This is a genomic window from Streptacidiphilus sp. PAMC 29251 (assembly GCF_054208735.2).
Window position 1 is genome coordinate 9,753,660 of record NZ_CM135725.2, and the last position, 18,442, is coordinate 9,772,101.

The following is an 18,442-nucleotide window of genomic DNA, read 5'->3' on the forward strand; positions in this document are numbered from 1 at the left end:
GGCTGCCGTCACCGTCGTGGGATCAGCTCGGGCCCGTCTGCCGCGACGGGTGGAAGCGGTCGTGGTCGGCCAGCACCTCGCCGAGCACGCGATGCTGTTCGGCGGCCCGTTCCTGGTCGGTGTCGATGCACTCGGTCAGGACCAGCAGCGCCTTCCACAGCGCCCAGCCCCTGGCCCGGGCCCAACTGCCCGGGTCCTGGCCGACCGTGCGGGTGAACGCCTCCCGGCCGGCGCCGGAGAACAGTCCCCAGGCGATCACCAGATCGCAGGCCGGGTCACCCACGCCCGACGTGCCGAAGTCGATGACGGCCGTCAGTTCGCCGTCGGCCACCAGCAGATTGCCCGGCGCGATGTCGCCGTGGAACCACACCGGCGCCCCGTGCCATTCCGCGGCGAGGGCGGCGTCCCAGACGGCGGCTAGCCGGTCGGTGTCGACCCGGCCCTTGAGTGTCGCCAGGCAGCGGCGGGTCTCGTCGTCGTAGTGGGCCGGTGACGCCCCCCGGTACCAGCTGTGCGCCCCCGCGAGCGGTCCGCCGGTGGCGTCGCAGCGCTGGAGGGCGCGGATGAACCGGGCCACCTCGACCGCGAACCGCGGCATGTCGCCGATCAGGCCGGGGGCGGCGGTCCGGCCGGGCAGCCAGCCGCGGACCGACCACGGGAACGGATACCCTTCGCCCGGGGCGCCCTCGGCCAGGACCGGTGGAACGGCGACCGGCAGGGACGGCGCCAGCCGGGGCAGCCAGTGGTTCTCCTTGGTGACCGCGGGGACATAGCCGGGGGCGGTGGGCAGCCGGGCCGTCATCGTGTCACCGAGGCGATAGGTCCGGTTGTCCCAGCCGTCGACCTCCACCGGGACGACGGGCAGCGTGCTCCACTGCGGGAACTGCGCGGCGATCAGTCGCTTCACCAGCGCGGCGTCGATGCCGGCCCGGCCGTCGGGGGGAGTCACAGTCATCCCGCAAGCCTCGCCTTCGGCCCCCGCGCCACGCAAACGGGTTGATCCGCACCAGGCAACGCGCTAATCCGTCCGCCGAGGGCCCGGTGACGGGGCGTCAGCCCTGCTCGCGCCGCCGACCAGGGCCTGGCCGAGGGGGGTGCGCCGGTACAGCACCGACCGGCCGGAGCGGGCGCGGACCAGGAGCCCGGCGTCGCGCAGGATCGCCAGGTGGTCGCCCACCGCGCCCGGGGTCATGGTGAGGCTGCGGGCCAGCTGGGTGGTGCTGGCCGGGGCGTCCAGCACCAGCAGCAACCGGGCCCGGGCCCGGCCCACCAGTGCGACCAGCGCGTCAGGTCCGGGGGCGGCCTCCGGCTCCTCCCACAGCGCGGCGGTGCCCCGGGCCGGGTAGACCAGGGTCTTGGGCCAGGGGTCGTCCATGTGCGTGGCGATCGAGGGCCCGACCAGGGCCGAGGGGATCAGCAGCAGCCCTTCCCCCGCCAGCCGGACCGTCCCGCCCCGCTTGAAGGAGGCGAGCTCGATGCCACCGGCGCGCCAGACGATGTCCGGGTGCAGGCCTTCGACGGCCGCGCCCCAGCCCTCCTCGCCGATCACCCCCACCCGGTGCACCACGTCGCGTTCGCAGATCGCACGCAGTTGCGGCCAGTCGGCGGCGAGCAGTTCCTGCCAGGCCCGGTCCATCGCTTCGGCGATCCTGGGGACCGCGTCCGCCGAGTCCAGCACCGCGCGGACCCGCGGATCACGGGAGGACGCCGTGGCCGGGAAGTCGGCGAATTCGCGGCGGGCGGTCTCCAGCGGCGTCGCCCGGATCGCGGCCAGGTCGTCCGCCCAGGTCTGGCGCAGGCCGCGCGGCGGCGGCGCAATGAAGTCCGCGCCGGACTGCGGGGTGTGCAGGGTGAGGGCGGCGTCCAGTTCGGTCTCGCGGCGTAGCCGTTCGAAGGCCGGCATCAGCCGGGCGGCCCAGGCGCGCGGCAGCGGCCGGTCCCGCCCGGCGAGCGAGCGCAGCAGTTTGCAGAGTTCCATGGCCGGCGACAGCGCGAAGCGGCTGCGCAGCAGGTCCTCGATCGAGGCTTCGAAGCGGAGCACGGCCTCATGCTACAAGGCCGGGACCGCTTTCATTCGTCCAGGGACGAATCATTGGCGCGCCCCGCGGTCGCGCGGGGAGGCTGACCGTCATGACCACAACCGTCGAACCCTCCCGTGACGCCCCGCGCGCCACCTATCGGGAGGTGCTGGCCGAGCCGCGGTTCCGGCTGCTGTTCCTGACCCGCAGCGTGGCCATCACCGCGGACTCGCTGCGGATCACCACCTTCTCGGTGCTGGTCTTCGCCACCACCGGCTCCGCGCTGTTCAGCGCGCTGGCCTTTGGCATCGGCTTTCTGCCGCAGCTGTTCGGCTCGCTGCTGCTGGGCTCGCTGGCCGACCGGCTGCCGCCGCGCGCGCTGATCGCCGGCGGCTACGCGCTGGAGTGCGCCGCGGCGCTGCTGCTCGCCCTGGTGCGGATGCCGATCGCGGCAAGCCTCGGCGTGGTGGCGCTGGTCGCCTTCGCCACCCCGGTGTTCAGCGGCGCGTCGAGTCGGCTGGTCGCGAACTGGCTGAAGGGCGACGCCTATGTACTGGGCCGTTCGCTGAACAATATGGCCTCCTCCAGCGCGCAGCTGCTGGGCCTGGCCCTGGGCGGTGCGGCGGTCGCGGTACTCGGCGCGCATCAGGCGCTGGGGGTGAGCGCCGCGCTGTATCTGGGCTGCGCGCTCGCCGTCCGGTTCCGGCTGCCCGCGACGGCCGCGTCGGCCCCAGCGTCTTCGGGAGCTGCCGGTTCCACGGAGGGTGCCACGGCAGGCGGCGCCGTCCGGGCCAGCCTGCGCGGGGCCGGCCTGCTGCTGCGCGGTCGGACGGTACGCCGACTGATGCTGGCCCAGTGGCTGCCCTCCGCGTTCGTGGCGGGGGCGGAGGGCCTGATCGTCGCCTACACCGGCGGGCGCCACTTCGCACCCGGCTGGTACGCGGTGCTGATGGGGTGTCTGCCGATCGGGATGCTGATCGGCGACCTGGTGGCCGGCCGACTGCTGCGCCCGCCCACCAGGGAACGGCTGGTGGTCCCGCTGGTCGCGCTGATGGGCCTGCCGCTGGTCGGCTTCGCCACCGGTCCCGGCCCGGTGGCGGCCGCCGGTCTGCTGCTGCTCTGCGGCCTGGGCTTCGCCTACGGCCTCGGCTTGCAGCGGCCGTTCCTGGATGCGCTGCCCGAGGACGGCCAGGGCCAGGCCTTCGGGCTGCTCGGCTCCGGCAATATGACGCTGCAGGGCCTGGGCCCGGCCTGCTTCGGCGTGCTGGCTGCGGCTACCGGGACCGGCGGCGCGATGGCGCTGGCGGGCGTCGCGGCGGTGCTGACCAGCGGCTGGATCCTCAGCTGGCAACCATCCCCGTCCCGGGCCGAAGCAGCGCCGGCCGACTGACCGCCGGCCGGCTGACGTTCGGTCAGCGCTTCGGGAGGACGGCGCTGCCAGGCGCGGCAGGGAAAAGCCGGGGGCGCAGCGACCTGACCCTGCTTTCGGAGCGCCCGAGTTCATAGCCGGCGAAGGGGATTCCGGCGGTGACGGCCAGCGTCGCCGCCTCGTGCTGGAAGAAGCCGGGCTCGGGCATGCTGGCGAGCCAGCGTCCGTCGGCGTCGAGCAGCATCAGCACGCTGTCGACACTGCTTCCGATGCTCTCGCGCACCTCGACCATTTCGGCGGCCCGCTCGATCGGGACGGTGACGCTCCGCCCGTAGTCGTCGGTGAAGGTGATCGCCTCGCCGTCCCAGACCAGGGCGGCGTCCCGGTCGCGGACCGGGTTCTTTCGCTTCCTCCCGGCGATCCGCGGGCGGATGGTGAGCGGAGCACCGCGCCCGGATCGCGGCCGGCGTTCGAAGGTGGGCATCGGGCGGCCGAGCCAGCCCCGGTCGGGATCGAAGCCGGGGGCCGGTACCACTCCGCTGTACATGAGTTGGAAGCGGTTGGGTTTCATCAGCTCCTCCGCCACCACGCCGAGCGTGGCGGCGCGGCGCAGCGGGGCGGGCCACAGCCGCCACAGCGGGAAGTCGAGCAGCCCGGGCAGCGGCGAGAACAGCAGCAGCCACAGCGCGGTGGTCCCGCTCACCGACGCCAGGTGGTTGAGGTGGTCGTAGTGGTCGTATCCGCTGTCCCCGTCGCGGCGCCACTCCCAGTACGCGCAACTGATCAGCGCGAAGCAGGAACCGAAGAGCAGCAGGGCGGACCCCCGCCAGCAGGCGCGGCGATGCCGGCGGCGCCAGCGCAGGCCCTCGGGCGCGTCGCGGTCCGGGGCGCGCCATAGCGGCCAGGTCCCGGCCAGCAGCCAGATCGGCAGTGCGGCGGAGAGCCAGATGTTGTCGGTGGCGAGGTCGTCGTCGGTCCCCGGGATGAACACGAGGATCCCGAGGACCACCAGGGCGACGGTGGGCAGCCACCGCAGCGCGCGGGCCCAGCGACGCCGACGACGTCCCAGGCCCGCGGCTATCCTGCCGAACGCGCTGCTCATCCGAGTCCCCTCCTGGTGGCTGCCGTTGAGGGAGGAGGCTACCGCTCGCGCCGCCGGCGGGGTGCGCCCGCGCCGGCAACACCCCGCCCCGCCTCAGGGCTGGATGCGTCGGGCCAGCCAGTCCAGCGCCAGCGGGTAGCGGTAGTCGATTCCGCCGTGCCCGCCCTCGAAGAGCTCGAAGTGGATCGACTCCTCCGGCAATCCGGCAGCCTGCAGGGCCTGGTGGAACGCCTGCGCGCCGAGGTCGAGGTAGTACTCGTCGCGCACCCCCGCGTCGATCCAGACCGCCCGCAGCGAGCGGACGGCATCGAGGCGCCGGGGGACCATCCGCACCGGGTCGAGGTCCAGCCAGCGCTGCCACACCTCGGGGACGATCTCCCCGGTCACCGGGTTGAACGGCAGCTGCGGGGTGCCGTCCTCGTCGGCGGAGAAGCAGGCCGCCACGCCCAGGGTGGAGAGCAGCACCGCGTCCTCGGGCCGAGTGAGCGCGGCGCGGGTGCGAAAGTCGTCCCACCATTTGGCGATATTGCCGTCCCATGACCGGAGCGCGCGGACCGCCTGCGGGAACTCGGCGATATAGCAGTACTCATACAGGGCGTCCCCGGCGTGAGTGGCCAGGGCGCCGAAGAGGTCCGGGCGCAGCATCGGGGTGATCATGGCCCCGTAGCCGCCGCTGGATTTGCCGGAGATCGCCCGGTGGTCCCGGTCGGCCAGGGTGCGGTAGTGCGCGTCGACGAACGGGAGCACCTCCTCGCACAGATAGGAGTGGTACTGGCCGGTGCCGGGGGAGTCGACGAACTGGCTGCCTCCGTAGGAGGTCCAGGCGTCGACGAAGACCACGATGACCGGCGGCGTGCCGGCCGCGAACAGCGCGTCGGCGGTCTCCGGGAACGGCTGGCGGAACGGGGTGCGGTTGGACCACATCGCCAGGTGCCCGGTGTAGCCCTGGATCACATAGACGCTCGGATAGCGGCGGTCGGGGTCGTCGTCGTACCCGGGCGGCAGATAGACGTTCAGCGGGCGCTCGAACGGATCACCCAGGACGTTCCCGCGCAGCAACTCACTGACGAGGACGTGCTCCTCGATCCGTCCAGCCAGGTCGGCCTTCCAGGGCAGCATGCGGACTCCTTCGTAGGGAAAGCACCATCAGCCTGTCATTCTCGTTCACGCCGGACGACCCAGTCGTGAGGGCGGTCGGTCGCTCCCGTGTGCGTCCTGTGCAGGGTGGGCCGGTCGAGCTGTCGTTGGTCTGTCCCGATGCCGGTCGCTGCTGACCCCGCTGACCTGCGCGAACGCGGACGGCCCGGGCTTCCGATCCCTGGCGGGACCGGCTCCCGTGACGCGCGTGGCCGGGTGAGAGGCCTTGTTACCACCCCGTAAGGGGTGTTTGATGGCGCACGGTCAAGCGGTAGCGCCGATTCCACTACGCCCGGCGCGATCCGCCACTGATGCCGCGACTCCGTGCCCTCACGCGGAACCGTGCGCCCAGCCACCTCATGGAGGCACCACCTTGCGTACCACCACCACCGCTGCGTCCGCCCGCACTGCGCACGCCCGCACCATGTCCGCCCGCCGGATAGCACTCCCCGTCCTCGGCTCGGCCGCGTTGGCCCTGTCCGCGCTGGCCACGGCCGCCCCGGCCGGTGCGGCGGCCGGCTCCACCGCCCACGTGCGGCAGCTCTGCGCCGCGCCCGCCCACGCCGGGACGATGTCCTGCCTCGCGCTGGTCCGCACCAACGTGAGTGAACCCAAGGCCCTGACCGCGCAGGGGGTCTCCGCCGACGCCACCCCGGCCGGCTACGGTCCCGTCGACCTCCTCAGCGCCTACAACCTGCCCGCGAACGGGGGAGCCGGGGCGACGGTCGCGATCGTCGACGCGCAGGACGACCCCAACGCCGCCGCCGACCTCGCGGTCTACCGCTCCCAGTACGGCCTGCCGGCCTGCACCGCGGCAAGCGGCTGCTTCAGCAAGGTGGACCAGAACGGCGGCACCAACTACCCCACCGCTGACTCGGGTTGGTCCGGTGAGATCTCCCTGGACCTCGACATGGTCTCCGCGATCGCGCCCAACGCCCACATCATCCTGGTCGAGGCCACCACCGCCAGCATGACCGACCTGGGCACCGCGGTGAACCGAGGGGTGACCCTGGGGGCCAAGTTCGTCTCCAACAGCTACGGCGGCGGCGAGAGCGCCGGTGACGCCGGCTACGACAGCCAGTACTTCAACCACCCCGGTGTGGCCATCACCGCCAGTTCCGGCGACAGCAGCTACGGCGTCGAGTACCCCGCCGCGTCCCCGTATGTGACCGCCGTCGGCGGCACCGCGCTGACCCGGGACTCCAGCAGCCGCGGCTGGGGCGAGTCGGTGTGGTCCACCAGTTCGACCGAGGGCGCCGGCTCCGGCTGCTCGGCCGACGACCCCAAGCCCAGCTGGCAGCAGGACACCGGCTGCGCCAACCGCACCGTCGCCGACGTCTCGGCGGTGGCCGACCCGGCCACCGGCGTCGCCGTCTACGACAGCTACGGCGCCTCCGGCTGGCAGGTCTACGGCGGCACCAGCGTCGCCTCCCCGCTGATCGCCTCCGTCTACGCGGACGCCGGCACCCCGAGCGCGGGCGTCCCCGCCGCCGACGCCTACGCCTACGCCCACCCCGACGCCCTCAACGACGTCACCACCGGCGCCACCGCCGGCTGCACCCCCGCCTACCTGTGCACCGCCGGCACCGGCTACGACGGCCCCACCGGCCTGGGCACCCCCAACGGCCTGGCCGCCTTCACCGGCTGACCGCGCTCATCGAACCCGCTCAGGTCAGGGCGGACAGCGCGCCGGCCAGCGGCTCCAGTACGGCCGGGGTGTACGGGGTCGGCAGGTAGACGATCGCCAGTTCGGCTCCGGCCGCGCCGAGGGCCGCGGCGGTGGCGGCCGTCTCGGCCGGATCGCCGGTGAACCGCACCTGGCTGGACAGCAGGATCTCCGCGGGGTCGCGCCCGACGTCCGCGCAGTGCTGGTGCAGCACGGTCCGGGCCCGGACGAACTGCTCGGGCGTCCCGCTGTCGAAGTTCCAGTGCTGGGCGTAGCGGGCCGCCGTGCGGAGGGTGCGCTTCTCGCCGCTGCCGCCGATGCAGAGCGGCGGGTGGGGCTGCTGGACCGGCTTGGGGTTGCACCGGGCCTCGGTCAACTCGTAGTAGCGTCCCTTGAAGGTGGTGGTCTGCTGCGGTGAGAGCAGCCCGGTGAGCACCTGGCAGGCCTCCTCCAACCGGTCGCTGCGCTGCCGTGCGCTGCCGAGTTCGATGCCGTAGGCGGCGGACTCCTGCTCGTTCCAGCCGGTCCCGATACCGAGCTCCAGCCGCCCGCCCGACACCACGTCGAGCGTGGCGGCCATATTGGCCAGCACCGCCGGATGCCGGTAGTGGATGCCGGTGACCAGCGTCCCCAGCCTCAGCCGCCGGGTCGCCTGCGCCAGCGCGGTCAGCGCGATCCAGCCCTCCAGACGTGCGGCGGAGGGATCGTCGCCGTGCATGGCGTGGAAGTGGTCGGACGTCCAGCCCGACTCGAACAGCTCGATGTCGTCGGCGGCCCGCCACAGCGCGAGCATGGCGTCCCATGTGGTGCTCTGCGGCGAGGTCTTGAAGGCGAAGCGCATGGCCCCCAAACTACCCGTGCCGCGAACGGGCGGTCAGGGCTGGACCGGGGTGGCCCAGTGGCGGCGGGTGAAGGCGGCGGCGGACGGGTCGTTGCCCGGGGTCTCCACGGTCACCACCGGCACGCCGCCGAGGGTGCCCTCCTCGGCGACGTCGCCGCCGATGTCGAGCGGGCCGTGCCGCAGGAGTTCGTCGAGGGTCTGGCGCTGCTGCCGGCTCATGGTGGTGCCTTTCCAAAAGCTGAATGGGGTGCGTGACGCTCCGTCAGCGCGGCGGGCCGAGGATGATCTGGCCGTAGAGATCGGCGCCCTCGGCCAACTGCTCGGGCGAGATCTGGAAGCCCTCGGGACGCGGGGTCGACAGGTCGTGTCCGGAGTGGCGGAACATGCCCTCGATGCCGCCGGGGGTGCAGATCATCAGCAGGTCGGCGGTGTCGGAGGTGATCCGGTAGCCGTGCGGCACGTTCTTGGGCAGGTAGACGATGCCGCCCTCGGACAGCTCCATCTCCTGGTCGTCGGACCAGACCAGGGCGGTGCCCTTGATCAGCATGAACACCTCGTCCTCGCGGGTGTGCACGTGGTACGGCGGGGCCTGGCCCTTGCTGACGGTGAAGCGTCCGACGGTCAACTGGCCGTCGGTGGCCGCGCTGTCGAGCAGGACGGTGAACATGCCGTCCAGCCACTCCAGCTTCTGCTGCTGCTCGGGCTGGGCCAGGTAGGGGATGCTCATGCCGTGGCTCCATCGGTGGCGGGGACGTCGGAGGCGGGGACGTCGGTGGCGGGGATGAGGACGACCTTGCCGCGGATCTGGCCGGCAGCGCTCTGCTCGTGCACCGCCGCGGCCTGCGACAGCGGGTAGCTGGCAGTGACGTCGACCCGCAGCTCGCCCGCGTCGACCTTCTTGACGAGGGTGCCGAGCTGGCCGGCGTCGGCGCGCAGCTCCATGCTCACGCCCCGCACGTCCCGGTCGGGGTCGCCCTCGGTGGGAGTGACGGTGGTGACCGCCACCCCGCCGGGCCGGACCAGCGCGACCAGGGCCGCCAGCTGCTCGGGAGCGGCCGGGACCAGGGTGAGCAGCACGTCGACCGGTTCGGTCAGCGCCTCGGCCGGGGTGGTCGCGGTGTAGTCGACGATCTGGTCGGCGCCGGCCGCCCGGACCGCGTCGGCACTGCGCGGGCTGGCCGTGGCGATGACGAACGCCCCGGCCTGCTTGGCCAGCTGCACGGCGAAGCCGCCGACACCGCCGCCCGCGCCGTTGACCAGCACCCGCTGCCCCGCGCGCAGTCCGGCGTGCTCGAACAGCGCCTGCCAGGCAGTCAGCGCCGCCGCGGGCAGAGCAGCGGCGGTGGACAGCGGGACGGTGGTCGGCGCGGCGGCCAGCAGCTCGGCCGGGACCGCCACGAAGTCGGCGAAGGCGCCTTCGAGCGCCATCGGCAGGTAGCCGACCACCTGGTCCCCGGCGGTCCAGCCGGTCACGCCGGGGCCGGTGCCGACCACCGTGCCGGCCAGGTCGATACCGGGGATGTGCGGGAGCGCCAGCGGGAAGACCTGCTGCAGATAGCCGGCCCGGATGCCGGCGTCGACCGGGTTGAACGAGGTGGCCACGACCTTGACCAGGACCTGACCGGCGATGGGGACGGGCTGCTCGGCGTCCTCGTAGCGCAGGACGCCGGTGTCGCCGTACTCGTGGAAGCGAATGGCCTTCATGGGAGACTCCTCGACTTGTTGCGAATTCGAAGCAATCACGACTGTAGTACTGCTTCGAATTCGTTGCAAGTAGAATCTGTGGCATGCCCGACATCGACCCCCCGGCCGCTGAGTCACTGGCTCCAGGGCCACTGGCTCCAGGGCCACTGGCTCCAGAGCCACTGGCCCCTGAGCAGCTGTCCGCCTACTTCGCCCTGATGGAGGTGAGCAGCCTGCTCCAGCACGCGGTGGACCAGCAGCTTCGCGACGAGGGCGGCCTCAGCTACACCCAGTTCCAGATCCTCGCGGTGCTCGGGGACGCACCGAGCGGGCGGCTGCGGATGACCGACCTGGCCGACCGGCTGGTGCACAGCCGCAGTGGGCTGACCTACCAGGTCACCCAGCTGGCCAAGGCCGGGCTGCTGACCCGGACGCCCTCCGGTGAGGACGAGCGCAGCGTCATGGTCGCGGCCACCGAGCAGGGCCGGGAGCTGCTCGGCCGGGTGCTGCCCGGTCACGTCGAGGTGGTGCGGCGGCTGCTGTTCGCGCCGCTGGTCGAGTGCGACCTCGCGGTGCTGGAGGGGGTTCTCGGCCGGGTCCGCACCCATATGCGCACCGTCCCGCCCCGCTCGGCGGCGCCGCGCCGCAAGCCGCGCACCGGCTGAACCCGCACCCGTGCGGGGCTATGGACTCACGCGCGGGGTTTGAATCGTCACTCACGCAGCCTGCCTAGCTGCTTCCGTCTCTTGACGAGGTGTTGTGGTGGGGCTAGATTGCCCGTGCATGAAACGATTCATTTAAAGAATGACAGGGAATCCCATGACGGATCTGTCCGCGGTGAAGGCGGCGCTGAAGGCCCAGGAGATCGAGACTCCGTCCTGGGGATACGGCAACTCGGGCACCCGGTTCAAGGTGTTCGCCCAGGAGGGCGTGCCCCGCGACCCGTTCGAGAAACTGGAGGACGCGGCCCAGGTGCACGCCGCGACCGGGGTGGCCCCGCGGGTCTCGCTGCACATCCCGTGGGACACGGTCGACGACTACGCCGCGCTGGGCGCCTTCGCCGCCGAGCGGGGGCTGATGCTGGGGGCGGTCAACTCCAACACCTTCCAGGACGACGACTACCGGCTCGGCAGCGTCGCCCACCCCGACCCCAAGGTGCGCCGCAAGGCGGTCGACCACCTGCTGCGCTGCGTGGACATCATGGACGCCACCGGCTCGCGGGACCTCAAGCTGTGGTTCGCCGACGGCACCAACTACCCCGGCCAGGATGACGTCACCGCCCGTCAGGACCGGCTGGCCGAGGCCCTGGACGAGGTCTACGCCCGGCTCGGCGCGGACCAGCGGCTGGTGCTCGAGTACAAGCTCTTCGAGCCCGCCTTCTACACCACGGACGTGCCGGACTGGGGCACCTCCTACGCCCACTGCCTGCGGCTGGGGGAGCGGGCCAAGGTGGTCGTCGACACCGGGCACCACGCGCCGGGCACCAACATCGAGTTCATCGTCGCGTTCCTGCTGCGCGAGGACAAGCTCGGCGCCTTCGACTTCAACTCCCGCTTCTACGCCGACGACGACCTGATGGTCGGTTCGGCCGACCCGTTCCAGCTGTTCCGGATCCTGCACGAGGTGGTCAAGAACAACGGGTTCGCGCCGGAGCGCGGAGTGGCCTTCATGCTCGACCAGTGCCACAACATCGAGGCCAAGATCCCGGCGGTGATCCGCTCGGTGATGAACGTCCAGGAGGCCACCGCGAAGGCGCTGCTGGTCGACCTGACGGCGTTGCGGGCGGCGCAGCAGGCCGGTGACGTGCTCGGGGCCAACGCGGTGCTGATGGACGCCTACAACACGGACGTGCGTCCGCTGCTGCGCGAGGTCCGGGCCGAACAGGGGCTCGCCCCCGACCCCGTCGCCGCCTACGCCGCCACCGGCTGGCAGCAGCACATCGCCGCCACCCGCGTCGGCGGCCACCAGGCCGGCTGGGGCGCCTAGCGCCTTGACGGCCGGCCCCCGGCGACGCGCCACCGCCGCCGACCCGCAACGGACTCCCTCCCCACTCCCCGCATTGAGGACTGCCACCATGTCGCTCCATCCCGAGGTCGCCGCCCTGCTGGCGCGTTCCAATCGGCTGGGTTCGGATCCGCGCAACACCAACTTCGCCGGCGGGAACACCTCCGCCAAGGGCACCGCCGTCGACCCGGCCACCGGCAGCGCCGTCGAGCTGCTCTGGGTGAAGGGCTCCGGCGGTGACCTGGGCACGTTGACCGAGCCCGGCCTGGCCGCCCTGCGGCTGGACCGGCTGCGGGCCCTGGCTGCCGTGTATCCGGGGGTGGAGCGCGAGGACGAGATGGTCGCCGCGTTCGACTACTGCCTGCACGGCCGGGGCGGCGCCGCGCCGTCCATCGACACCGCCATGCACGGCCTGGTCGAGGCCGCCCACGTGGACCATCTGCACCCCGATTCGGGCATCGCGCTGGCCACCGCCGCCGACGGCGAGAAGCTGACCGCCGACTGCTTCGGCGACACCGTCGCCTGGGTGCCCTGGCGCCGCCCCGGCTTCCAACTCGGCCTGGACATCGCCGCCATCAAAGAAGCGAATCCGCAGGCCATCGGCTGCGTCCTGGGCGGCCACGGCATCACCGCCTGGGGCGACAGCAGCGAGCAGGCCGAGGCCAACTCGCTGCACATCATCCGCACCGCCGAGGCCTTCCTCGCCGAGCGGGGCCGGCCCGAGCCCTTCGGCCCGCCGCTGGACGGGTACGCCGCGCTGCCGCAGGCCGAGCGCCGGGAGCGGGCCGCCGCGCTGGCCCCGCTGATCCGTGGGCTCGCGTCCACCGACCACCCGCAGGTGGGTCACTTCAGCGATGCCGAACCGGTGTTGGACTTCCTGGCCCGTGCCGAGCACCCGCGGCTGGCGGCTCTCGGGACCTCCTGCCCGGACCACTTCCTCCGCACCAAGGTCCGCCCGCTGGTCCTCGACCTGCCCGCCGACGCACCCCTCGACCAGGCCAAGACGCGGCTGCGCGAGCTGCACGCCGAGTACCGCACCGCCTACCAGGCCTACTACGACCGCCACGCCACGCCGGACTCCCCGGCGATCCGCGGCGCGGATCCCGCGGTCGTGCTGGTCCCCGGGGTCGGCATGTTCACCTTCGGGAAGGACAAGCAGACCGCGCGGGTGGCCGGTGAGTTCTACCTCAACGCGATCAACGTCATGCGCGGAGCCGAGTCGGTGTCGTCCTACGCCCCGATCGAGGAGTCGGAGAAGTTCGCCATCGAGTACTGGTCGCTGGAGGAGGCCAAGCTGCGGCGGATGCCCGTGCCCAAGCCGCTGGCGACCCGGGTCGCCCTGGTCACCGGCGCGGCCAGCGGCATCGGCAGGGCGATCGCGCACCGCCTGGTGGCCGAGGGCGCCTGCGTGGTGGTCGCGGACCTGAACGCGGACAGCGCCGTCGCCGTCGCACGGGAGTTGGGCGGCTCCGACCGGGCCGTGGCCGTCACCGTGGACGTGACCAGCGAGGAGCAGATCGCCGAGGCGTTCAAGGCCGCCGCGCTGGCCTTCGGCGGGGTGGACCTGGTGGTCAACAACGCGGGCATCTCCATCTCCAAGCCGCTGCTGGAGACGACGGCCGCCGACTGGGACCTGCAGCACGACATCATGGCCCGCGGCTCCTTCCTGGTCTCCCGCGAGGCCGCCCGGCTGATGGCCGAGCAGGGGCTCGGCGGCGACATCGTCTACATCGCGTCCAAGAACGCGGTCTTCGCCGGGCCGAACAACATCGCCTACTCCGCTGCCAAGGCCGACCAGGCGCACCAGGTCCGTTTGCTGGCAGCCGAGTTGGGTGAGCACGGGATCAGGGTCAACGGCGTCAACCCGGACGGAGTGGTCCGTGGCTCGGGGATCTTCGCCGCCGGTTGGGGCGCCCAGCGCGCGGCCACCTACGGCATCGCGGAGGACAAGCTCGGCGAGTTCTACGCCCAACGCACCATCCTCAAGCGCGAGGTGCTGCCCGAGCACGTCGCCGCCGCGGTGTTCGCGCTCACCGGCGGCGACCTCACCCACACCACCGGCCTGCACATCCCCGTGGACGCCGGCGTCGCCGCCGCGTTCCTTCGCTGACATCACGTCAGGCAATTCATGACATCCAATCAACTCACCATTCCCCAGGGTCTATTCGCCGCTGCCGACCTCGGCGCGACCAGTGGCCGGGTGGTCCTCGGCCGGGTCGGCGTCGGCCGGTTGGACCTGACCGAGGTGCACCGCTTTCCCAACGCCCCGGTCCGCGACTCCACCGGACTGCACTGGGACATCCACGGCCTCTACCGGGGCGTCCTGGACGGACTGCGCGCGGCGCACACGTCCGCCGGCGGTCGGATCACCTCGATCGGGCTGGACAGTTGGGCCGTGGACTACGGGCTGCTGGACGCGACCGGCAGGCTGCTGGGCACCCCGTACCACTACCGGGACCGGCGCACCGAGGGTGTGGCCGAGCGGGTCCGGGAGCGGATCGGCGCGGCCAGGCTCTACCGGATCGCCGGACTGCAGCACCTGCCGTTCAACACCCTCTACCAACTCGCCGCCGAGGCAGGTCGTCCAGAGTTCGGCCGGGCCGAGCGGATGCTGCTGATCCCGGACCTGCTGACCTACTGGCTCACCGGCACCATCGGTGCCGAGGCCACCAACGCCTCCACCACAGGCCTCTACGACACCCGGGCGGCCACCTGGTCGGCCGCGCTGACCGGGCCCGTCGGCATACGCGCCGACCTGCTGCCGCCGCTGCGGCACCCCGGCGACCCCTGCGGCACCCTGCTGCCGCAGGCTGCTGCCGCCACCGGGCTGCCGGCCGGGACGCCGGTGACCGCCGTCGCCTCGCACGACACCGCCTCGGCCGTGGTCGCCGTCCCCGCCGACCGGCCGGACTTCGGCTATGTCTCCTGCGGCACCTGGTCGTTGGCCGGACTCGAACTGGACGCGCCGGTGCTCAGCGAGGCCTCCCGGGCGGCCAACTTCACCAATGAACTCGGCATCGACGGCACCACCCGCTATCTGCGCAACATCATGGGCCTGTGGCTGCTCAGCGAGTGCCAGCGGACCTGGCAAGGCCAGGGTGAGCCGTACGCACTGGGCCCGCTGCTGGAGCAGGCGGCCAGGGCCCGCCCGCACGCCGCCGTGATCGACCCGGACGCCCCGGAGTTCCTGGCGCCCGGCGACATGCCGTCCCGGATCGAGGCGTTCTGCCTGCGGACCGGGCAGCGCCCGCCGCCGGACCGGGGCTCGCTGGTGCGCACCATTCTGGAGGCTCTGGCACTGGCCCACGCCAGGACGTTGCGACAGGCAGGCCGACTGGCGGGACGTGAGGTCTCGGTGATCCACCTGGTCGGCGGCGGCAGCCGGAACGGCCTGCTGTGCCAGCTCACCGCGGACGCGTCCGGGCTGCCGGTGGTGGCGGGTCCGGCCGAGGCCACCGCGCTGGGCAACGTCCTGGTCCAGGCCCGTGCCCACGGCCTGGTCCGCGACCGCGCCGAGATGCGCCGACTGGTGGCCGACACCCAGCAGGTCACCCACTACCGCCCGCGCGGCGACCCGGCCGCCTGGACGGCGGCCGCCGCGCGCGTCCATCCCGTCTGAGCGACCCCGCTCCACCCCCACCCTGAGCGACCCACCTGAGCGTCCCACCCTGAGCGTTCCTGCCCACCCCTAGGAGCCGCGATGCGCGTCGCACTCTTCCTGACCTGCGTCAATGACGCGATCCACCCGCGCACCGGCCGGGCCGTGACCGTGCTGCTGGAGCGTCTGGGCGTCACCGTGGAGTTCCCGGCCGGGCAGACCTGCTGCGGCCAGCCGCAGTACAACACCGGCTACCGGCACGCGACCGAGCCGCTGATGGCCCGGATGGCCGAGGTCTTCGCGGGCTACCCCTACGTGGTCACCCCCTCCGGCTCCTGTACCGCCATGGTCCGCGACAACTACCCGCGGATCGGCGCCAGGGCCGCCGCCGAGGGCCGGGGCACCGCCCTGGCCGAGGCCGCCGCCTCGCTGGCGCCCCGGGTGCTGGACCTCACCGAGTTCCTGGTGGACGTGCTGGGGGTGACCGACGTCGGCGCGTACTACCCGCACCGGGTCACCTACCACCCGTCCTGCCACGGCCTGCGGATGCTGGGCCTGGGGGAGCGGCCGCGGCAACTGCTGGAGGCCGTGGACGGTCTGCAGCTGGTGGACCTGCCCGGGGCCGAGGAGTGCTGCGGCTTCGGCGGCACCTTCGCGGTCAAGAACCCGGACGTCTCGGCCGCGATGGGCGCGGACAAGGTCCGCCACGCCCTGTCCACCGGCGCCGAGGTGCTCTGCGGCGCCGACAACTCCTGCCTGCTGCACCTCGGCGGCACCCTGCGCCGGGCCGACTCCCCGATGCGCACCGTGCACCTGGCCGAGATCCTGGCCTCCACCCGGACGGAGCCGTTCCAGTGAGCGACAGCACCTACCTCGGCATGCCCTCCTTCCCGCAGGCAGCCAAGGAGTCCACCAAGGACCTGCGGCTGCGGACCAACCTCACCCGGGCCACCCGTACCATCCGCGACAAACGCGCCCACGCGGTGGCCGAGTTGGACGACTGGGCCGAGTTGCGTGAGGCCGGCAAGCGGATCAAGGATCAGACGCTGCGTCACCTGGACCGCTATCTGGTCCAGGCGGAGCAGCAGGTCACCGCGGCCGGCGGCACGGTGCACTGGGCCGCCGACGCCGAGGGGGCGAACCGGATCGTCGCCGACCTGGTCAAGGCCACCGGCCAGACCGAGGTGGTCAAGGTCAAGTCGATGGCCACCCAGGAGATCGGGCTGAACGAGGCGCTGGCCGCCGAGGGGATCACCGCCTATGAGACCGACCTGGCCGAGCTGATCGTCCAGCTCGGCGACGACCGCCCGTCGCACATCCTGGTCCCGGCGATCCACCGGAACCGGGGCGAGGTCCGCGAGATCTTCGCGGCGAGCATGGGGGAGTGGGGCCGCCCGGCCCCCGAGGGACTGACCGACGAACCGGCCGACCTGGCCGAGGCAGCACGGTTGCACCTGCGGGAGAAGTTCCTCCGGGCCAAGGTGGGCGTCTCCGGGGCGAACTTCCTGGTCGCGGAGACCGGCACGCTGGTCGTGGTGGAGTCCGAGGGCAACGGCCGGATGTGCCTGACCCTGCCGGAGACGCTGATCTCGGTGGTGGGCATCGAGAAGGTCATCCCGACCTGGCGCGACCTGGAGGTGTTCCTGCAGCTCCTGCCGCGCTCGTCCACCGCCGAGCGGATGAACCCCTACACCTCCACCTGGACCGGCACCACCGACGGCGACGGCCCGCAGGACTTCCATCTGGTGCTGCTGGACAACGGCCGCACCGACACCCTCGCCGACGAGGTCGGCCGGCAGGCGCTGCGCTGCATCCGCTGCTCGGCCTGCCTGAACGTCTGCCCGGTCTACGAGCGGGCCGGCGGCCATGCCTACGGCAGCGTCTACCCGGGTCCGATCGGCGCCATCCTCAGCCCGCAACTGCGCGGCACCACCAGCGCGATCGACGCCTCGCTGCCGTTCGCCTCCACCCTGTGCGGGGCGTGCTACGAGGTCTGCCCGGTCGCCATCGACATCCCCGAGGTGCTGGTCCATCTGCGCGAACAGGTGGTCGAGCAGGGTGGCTCCGGCCACCGGGCCGAACGTGCCGTGATGAAGGCCGCCGGCTGGCTGCTGGACCACCCCGCCGCGCTGGGGGCGGCCGAACGCGTCGCCGCGAAGACCCGCGGGCTGCACCCGAGGAAGCTCCCGATCGGCCCGGCCAAGGCCTGGTCCCACAGCCGTGACCTGCCCGAATTTCCGGAAGAACCCTTCCGCGACTGGTGGAGGAAGAACCGACCATGACCTCCGTACGAGAACAGACCCCGACCGCCGTCCGTGATCAGACCCTGGCCAGGATCCGCGCCGCCGTCCAGGACGCGCCCGAGCCGGAGCCGGTGCTCCGGGACTACCGGGTGAGCCATCAGCCCGACGATCCCCCGGCCCTGGTGGAGCTGCTGGCGCGGAACCTCGCCGACTACCGCGCCCGGGTGCATCGCTGCCCGGCAGAGTCCCAACTACCGTCGCTGATCGGGCGGTTGCTGGCCCGACACGGCTCGCGCAGCCTGGTGGTCCCGCCCGGGATCCCCGGTTCCTGGCTCGCCGCCTGCGGGGTCGAGGTGCTGCAGGACGAGCAGCCGTTCGCACCGGCCCGGTTGGACGCGGTCGACAGCGTGCTGACGCGCTGTTCGCTGGCCGTCGCCGAGACCGGCACCCTGGTGCTGGACGGCGGTCCCGGCCAGGGCCGGCGCGCGCTGACCCTGGTTCCGGACCACCATCTGTGCGTGGTCCGGGTGCCGGGGCAGGTGGTCGCCTCGGTGCCACTGGCGCTGCCGCGACTGGACCCGCGCCGTCCGCAGACCTGGATCTCCGGGCCCTCGGCCACCAGCGACATCGAACTGGACCGGGTGGAGGGCGTGCACGGCCCGCGCACCCTCGACGTCGTGCTGCTGGGATGACCCATGAATGAACAACGTTTCAATTCCCCTCGGGCACCAGTACCGAGCGCCCGTCCGGCGCAGTTGAACGACATGTTATTGAATCGTGT

Annotated in this window: 17 protein-coding genes; 9 read left to right on the plus strand and 8 right to left on the minus strand. The window is 72.4% G+C overall.

The features are described from left to right. Positions 1 to 22: 22 nt before the first annotated feature. Both ACXKR8_RS46705 and ACXKR8_RS46710 read right to left on the minus strand, forming a co-directional pair. Complete coding sequence (locus ACXKR8_RS46705; protein WP_458270622.1) at positions 23 to 955, minus strand: aminoglycoside phosphotransferase family protein; 933 nt, start codon at positions 953 to 955, stop codon at positions 23 to 25. Positions 956 to 1,018: 63 nt separating this feature from the next. Further along, positions 1,019 to 2,041, minus strand: coding sequence for an ArsR/SmtB family transcription factor (locus tag ACXKR8_RS46710; RefSeq protein WP_458270623.1), 1,023 nt, complete (start codon positions 2,039 to 2,041; stop codon positions 1,019 to 1,021). 89 nt (positions 2,042 to 2,130) lie between these two features. On the opposite strand from ACXKR8_RS46710, the gene ACXKR8_RS46715 reads away from it, so the two are divergent. Continuing rightward, on the plus strand, positions 2,131 to 3,408 hold the full coding sequence (locus tag ACXKR8_RS46715) for an MFS transporter (RefSeq protein ID WP_458270624.1): 1,278 nt from the start codon (positions 2,131 to 2,133) through the stop codon (positions 3,406 to 3,408). Between the two features lie 22 nt (positions 3,409 to 3,430). Here ACXKR8_RS46715 and ACXKR8_RS46720 read toward each other — a convergent pair whose 3' ends face one another. After that, the gene (locus ACXKR8_RS46720; RefSeq protein WP_458270625.1) at positions 3,431 to 4,489 is read right to left on the minus strand and encodes a hypothetical protein; all 1,059 of its coding nucleotides are present in this window, start codon (positions 4,487 to 4,489) and stop codon (positions 3,431 to 3,433) included. Between the two features lie 93 nt (positions 4,490 to 4,582). Beyond that, complete coding sequence (locus tag ACXKR8_RS46725) at positions 4,583 to 5,608, minus strand: alpha/beta hydrolase (RefSeq protein ID WP_458270626.1); 1,026 nt, start codon at positions 5,606 to 5,608, stop codon at positions 4,583 to 4,585. 442 nt (positions 5,609 to 6,050) lie between these two features. Between ACXKR8_RS46725 and ACXKR8_RS46730 the strand changes: the two genes are divergently transcribed. Next, positions 6,051 to 7,274: a S53 family peptidase gene (locus ACXKR8_RS46730; RefSeq protein WP_462100733.1), complete on the plus strand. Its 1,224-nt coding sequence runs from the start codon at positions 6,051 to 6,053 to the stop codon at positions 7,272 to 7,274. Between the two features lie 19 nt (positions 7,275 to 7,293). Here the strand turns inward: ACXKR8_RS46730 and ACXKR8_RS46735 are convergent, their stop codons facing one another. Genes ACXKR8_RS46735 through ACXKR8_RS46750 form a run of 4 tightly spaced genes read right to left on the minus strand, consistent with a single transcriptional unit; the run spans position 7,294 to position 9,837 of the window. Beyond that, positions 7,294 to 8,133 (minus strand): LLM class F420-dependent oxidoreductase, encoded by an 840-nt coding sequence (locus ACXKR8_RS46735; RefSeq protein WP_458270627.1) that lies wholly within the window; start codon positions 8,131 to 8,133, stop codon positions 7,294 to 7,296. 33 nt (positions 8,134 to 8,166) lie between these two features. Continuing rightward, complete coding sequence (locus ACXKR8_RS46740; protein WP_458270628.1) at positions 8,167 to 8,352, minus strand: hypothetical protein; 186 nt, start codon at positions 8,350 to 8,352, stop codon at positions 8,167 to 8,169. A gap of 43 nt (positions 8,353 to 8,395) precedes the next feature. Beyond that, positions 8,396 to 8,860 (minus strand): cupin domain-containing protein, encoded by a 465-nt coding sequence (locus tag ACXKR8_RS46745; protein WP_458270629.1) that lies wholly within the window; start codon positions 8,858 to 8,860, stop codon positions 8,396 to 8,398. Next, positions 8,857 to 9,837, minus strand: a complete 981-nt coding sequence (locus ACXKR8_RS46750) for an NADP-dependent oxidoreductase (protein ID WP_458270630.1) — start codon at positions 9,835 to 9,837, stop codon at positions 8,857 to 8,859. The genes ACXKR8_RS46745 and ACXKR8_RS46750 overlap by 4 nt, the downstream gene beginning before the upstream one ends. 83 nt (positions 9,838 to 9,920) lie before the next feature. Here ACXKR8_RS46750 and ACXKR8_RS46755 point away from each other — a divergent pair, with 83 nt between their 5' ends. The 7 genes from ACXKR8_RS46755 to ACXKR8_RS46785 all read left to right on the plus strand — a co-directional run bounded on the left by ACXKR8_RS46755 (position 9,921) and on the right by ACXKR8_RS46785 (position 18,353). Beyond that, positions 9,921 to 10,481, plus strand: coding sequence for a MarR family winged helix-turn-helix transcriptional regulator (locus ACXKR8_RS46755; protein ID WP_458270631.1), 561 nt, complete (start codon positions 9,921 to 9,923; stop codon positions 10,479 to 10,481). A gap of 154 nt (positions 10,482 to 10,635) precedes the next feature. After that, positions 10,636 to 11,802, plus strand: a complete 1,167-nt coding sequence (gene rhaI / locus ACXKR8_RS46760; protein ID WP_458270632.1) for an L-rhamnose isomerase — start codon at positions 10,636 to 10,638, stop codon at positions 11,800 to 11,802. 88 nt (positions 11,803 to 11,890) lie between these two features. After that, the gene (locus ACXKR8_RS46765) at positions 11,891 to 13,930 is read left to right on the plus strand and encodes a bifunctional aldolase/short-chain dehydrogenase (protein WP_458270633.1); all 2,040 of its coding nucleotides are present in this window, start codon (positions 11,891 to 11,893) and stop codon (positions 13,928 to 13,930) included. Positions 13,931 to 13,948: 18 nt separating this feature from the next. Next, positions 13,949 to 15,439: a rhamnulokinase gene (locus ACXKR8_RS46770; RefSeq protein ID WP_458270634.1), complete on the plus strand. Its 1,491-nt coding sequence runs from the start codon at positions 13,949 to 13,951 to the stop codon at positions 15,437 to 15,439. 81 nt (positions 15,440 to 15,520) lie between these two features. Beyond that, complete coding sequence (locus ACXKR8_RS46775) at positions 15,521 to 16,276, plus strand: (Fe-S)-binding protein (protein ID WP_458270635.1); 756 nt, start codon at positions 15,521 to 15,523, stop codon at positions 16,274 to 16,276. Between the two features lie 20 nt (positions 16,277 to 16,296). Then, positions 16,297 to 17,700, plus strand: a complete 1,404-nt coding sequence (locus ACXKR8_RS46780) for a LutB/LldF family L-lactate oxidation iron-sulfur protein (protein ID WP_458275258.1) — start codon at positions 16,297 to 16,299, stop codon at positions 17,698 to 17,700. After that, on the plus strand, positions 17,697 to 18,353 hold the full coding sequence (locus tag ACXKR8_RS46785; protein WP_458270636.1) for a LutC/YkgG family protein: 657 nt from the start codon (positions 17,697 to 17,699) through the stop codon (positions 18,351 to 18,353). Before ACXKR8_RS46780 ends, ACXKR8_RS46785 begins: the two co-directional genes overlap by 4 nt. The last annotated feature ends 89 nt before the right edge of the window (positions 18,354 to 18,442 follow it).